Here is a 3,248-nt window from a genome sequence, read left to right as displayed (position 1 = left end):
TGCAAGCTTTCTTATTTCTTCTGCTACTACTGAAAAACCTTTTCCTGCTTCACCTGCTCTTGCCGCTTCAATTGCAGCATTTAATGCCAATAGATTTGTTTGCTCTGCTATAGATGCAATAACACCACTTGCTTTTCTTATCTTTTCTGAGCTCTCATTAGTTTTACTTATAATATTAAAAACTTCATCAACTACTTTTCCATTTGCACTAGTTTTATGTGTTAAATCTTCAATTACATTTAATCCCTCGTCTATTAATGTATATACCTTATTAGACGATTTACTTACATCATTCATATAGACTTGATTTGCATTAATTAAATCTCCTAAGTCATTGATTTTCTGTACACCTACTTCTGTATCTTGAGCTTGATTCATTGCCCCTCTTGCTAATTCGTCGATAGTTCTTGCTACTTCTTCTGAACTATTTGACAGTTGTTCTGCTGTTGCTGTTAATTGCTCTGATGATGCTGAAACATGACTTGAAACATCTTGCACTTGCTTTAGTAAATCAATAAAACTAATTTGCATAGTTGCTAATGCATTAGCCATTATTCCTGTTTCATCTTTTCTTTTTAATAATTTTACTGTTTTATGATTTTCATCACAAGTAAGGTCATACTTTGATAATCTTATAATTATATTAGAAAGCAAAATTATTGAATCAACTACATACTTACTATTACTATAAAGAATAGTACCTATTATAATAATTCCAAGCCCCGTTACAATAATCATAATATAAATCATATGATTAATATCCTGCATCAATTCCTTTGTTGGAACAATAGTTGTATAAGACCAGTTAAGATTACTATGTTTTAAATTAATAGGAGTGTAGTACTTATACACATTTTTATTCAAACTAGTTGACCAAGATGTATTTCTGAATTTCTCTCCATTAACAATCTTCTCTAAATATTTTTCTCCTACTTCCCCTTCAAATTCTCCCCCTATTTTATTAACTCTTTCTCCTTGAGGATGTGCTAATACTATACCTTGATCATTCACTATTCTACCAAATCCGTTATCATATAACTTAATAGTAGAATTAATCTGTGTCAGCTGTTTTAGAGAAATATCTAAACCTACTACACCATAAAATTTATTATCAATAACAATAGGCTCACAAAAACCAATAGTTATAACTTCTTCACCTTCTAGGTCAAATTTGATAGGTCTAGTTATATGACTTTTTTTTGTTTGTTTTGCTATAGAATAATAATCTTTATTTTCTATGTCATCATCATCAAACTCTAATATAAGTCTATCATTACTTCTTTCCCAAAATGGTAAAAAACGTCCTTTATTATCACTACCTGGTTGATTAATATAACTTGAATCTTGATTGTCAAATGCATTAGGTTCCCATATAGTCCATGCATATATATAGTTATCATTTTGTTCCATTTGATTTTTTAATAATTTAATAATAACGTCTCTGTTAGTCCAATTATTTTCTTTCATATTTATAAATGTACTTGCGAGTGCTTTTACATCTTTTGATGCTTCATTTAAAATCTCTTCCATTTCTTTAGAAATGTTATGTGTTTGCATCTGGATGTTTTCAACACGTTCTTTCTTTACATTTGTATAAGCATTGACCATTAAATAACCCACAACTAAACCTGCTAAAACAATTAGTACTCCTAAATTAACAACTATTAATCTTGTTTTTAATTTCATATCTATAACCTCCCTTTATATTAAATAAGATTTATGCACTCCCTCTTTCATTAATTATATGTTTTCCACATATTTAGATATTGATGGTTGATTAATGTATAATTAAATCCATTATATCAGTTAATTATATTTATTTCTTTAACAAAAGACAAGTTTTTTTCTAAAACCTTATTTTTTTCTATTATTATACTAAATTTCACAAAATATAATTCAATAATAGATTATATATTAATTCATAAGAACAAGCAACTACTAATAATAATTGTTAGTAATTGCTTGTTTATTCGCCCTATTTTAAAGTTATAGTATAAAATAATCAGATGAATTCCAATCAAGGTATTTATGTATATGAAGGTATTACAAATTTGCTTGAGTAGAATATTCTATTACAACCGCTTGATGAAGCAAAACCTCTGGTACAGTGAATTTCAGAATATTATTACTATGCACAAAATCCAATGCTGCGGTCTAAGGTACAACATAAACCTTGCTTATTGATTCCTCAGTTCTAATAGTAACATCAATATTATTAAGTGGTGGTATATCTTCTATGACACTTGTTCTACCTTTTTTTACTGCTGCTGGATACTCTGAATCTTCAAGTTTATATGGTGTATTTTGATGAGAACAGTATGTCTTGTAAGTTCGATTAAAATAAGGTTCACGAATGTTTGCAAGTACCTCTCCATCAATATTCTAGACCCCCACCCACATCTACATAAATATTTTATTTTGCTTTTAAATTAACACTTAAAGTTAAGCCATCTATACAATCAAACGCAATTTTTGTTTTGCCACCTTTGGATTTAACAATTTTCACTCCTTTAGAAGCACCATCAATTTTCCATTCTCCTTTTATTTTAATAGTTGCCACTTTCATAGTGCTTGGTCTTTCTACTCCTGAATTTAGTTCATCTAAAAGCTCCATGTCAGGAAGTCTTAAATCAGGGTCACTTAAATATAATGATACGTTTTCAGCGTTATTTTCTTTTACCATTGCTAAAACAGGCGTGTCTGTAGATAGTATAAAGTCGTTACCACTATATTTATCAGCATCAAATATTGCATATCCAACAGCATTTGAAACATTACTTTTTACAATGTGAGCAGTACTGTCTTGTTGTATTACCTTATAAGTAGGCTTTTTAGAAAAGTCAGACATTTCTTGTGGTGTAGTTTGAACTTTTATTGCATATTCATAACTTGCACTTTTTGGAGCTTTGCCGTGGTCAAGATATGCAGTTGCATATTCGCCAGATGTATCAATTTTGTTTCCACCATCTCTTGAATGCTGAGTATCTCTATATATATTTAGTTCTGATGAATTAGGTATATAATATCCGTTATTATAAGGATCAATAATCCAAGAAACATTTTCATTAGTGCATTTGTATGGGAAATCAGTTATTTTGTCGTCACTATTTATATACATAGGCATTGATTTATCACCATTAAGGTTATTTTGAAATAAAGTAGTTTGAATAGGGTTATTTTTATCATCACATCTTATATCTGAACCAAGTCTAACTATAACATCATCAAAGAAAAATACAGATTTATTA

2 protein-coding genes are annotated in these 3,248 nt (G+C 29.1%); both read right to left on the bottom strand.

Annotation, left to right across the window (positions count from 1 at the left end):
* Positions 1 to 1,686: methyl-accepting chemotaxis protein (locus tag N4A55_RS11610; protein ID WP_293756483.1), on the bottom strand; the 1,686-nt coding region annotated here is incomplete at its 3' end.
* Between the two features lie 727 nt (positions 1,687 to 2,413).
* The coding region (locus N4A55_RS11605; protein WP_293756480.1) for a polysaccharide lyase family 8 super-sandwich domain-containing protein at positions 2,414 to 3,248 on the bottom strand (835 nt) is incomplete at its 5' end.

The organism is Vallitalea sp., from assembly GCF_025211055.1.
GTDB lineage: Bacteria > Bacillota > Clostridia > Lachnospirales > Vallitaleaceae > Vallitalea.
Note: the sequence above shows the minus strand (reverse complement) of the source record. Positions and strands in the feature narration are given on the sequence as shown.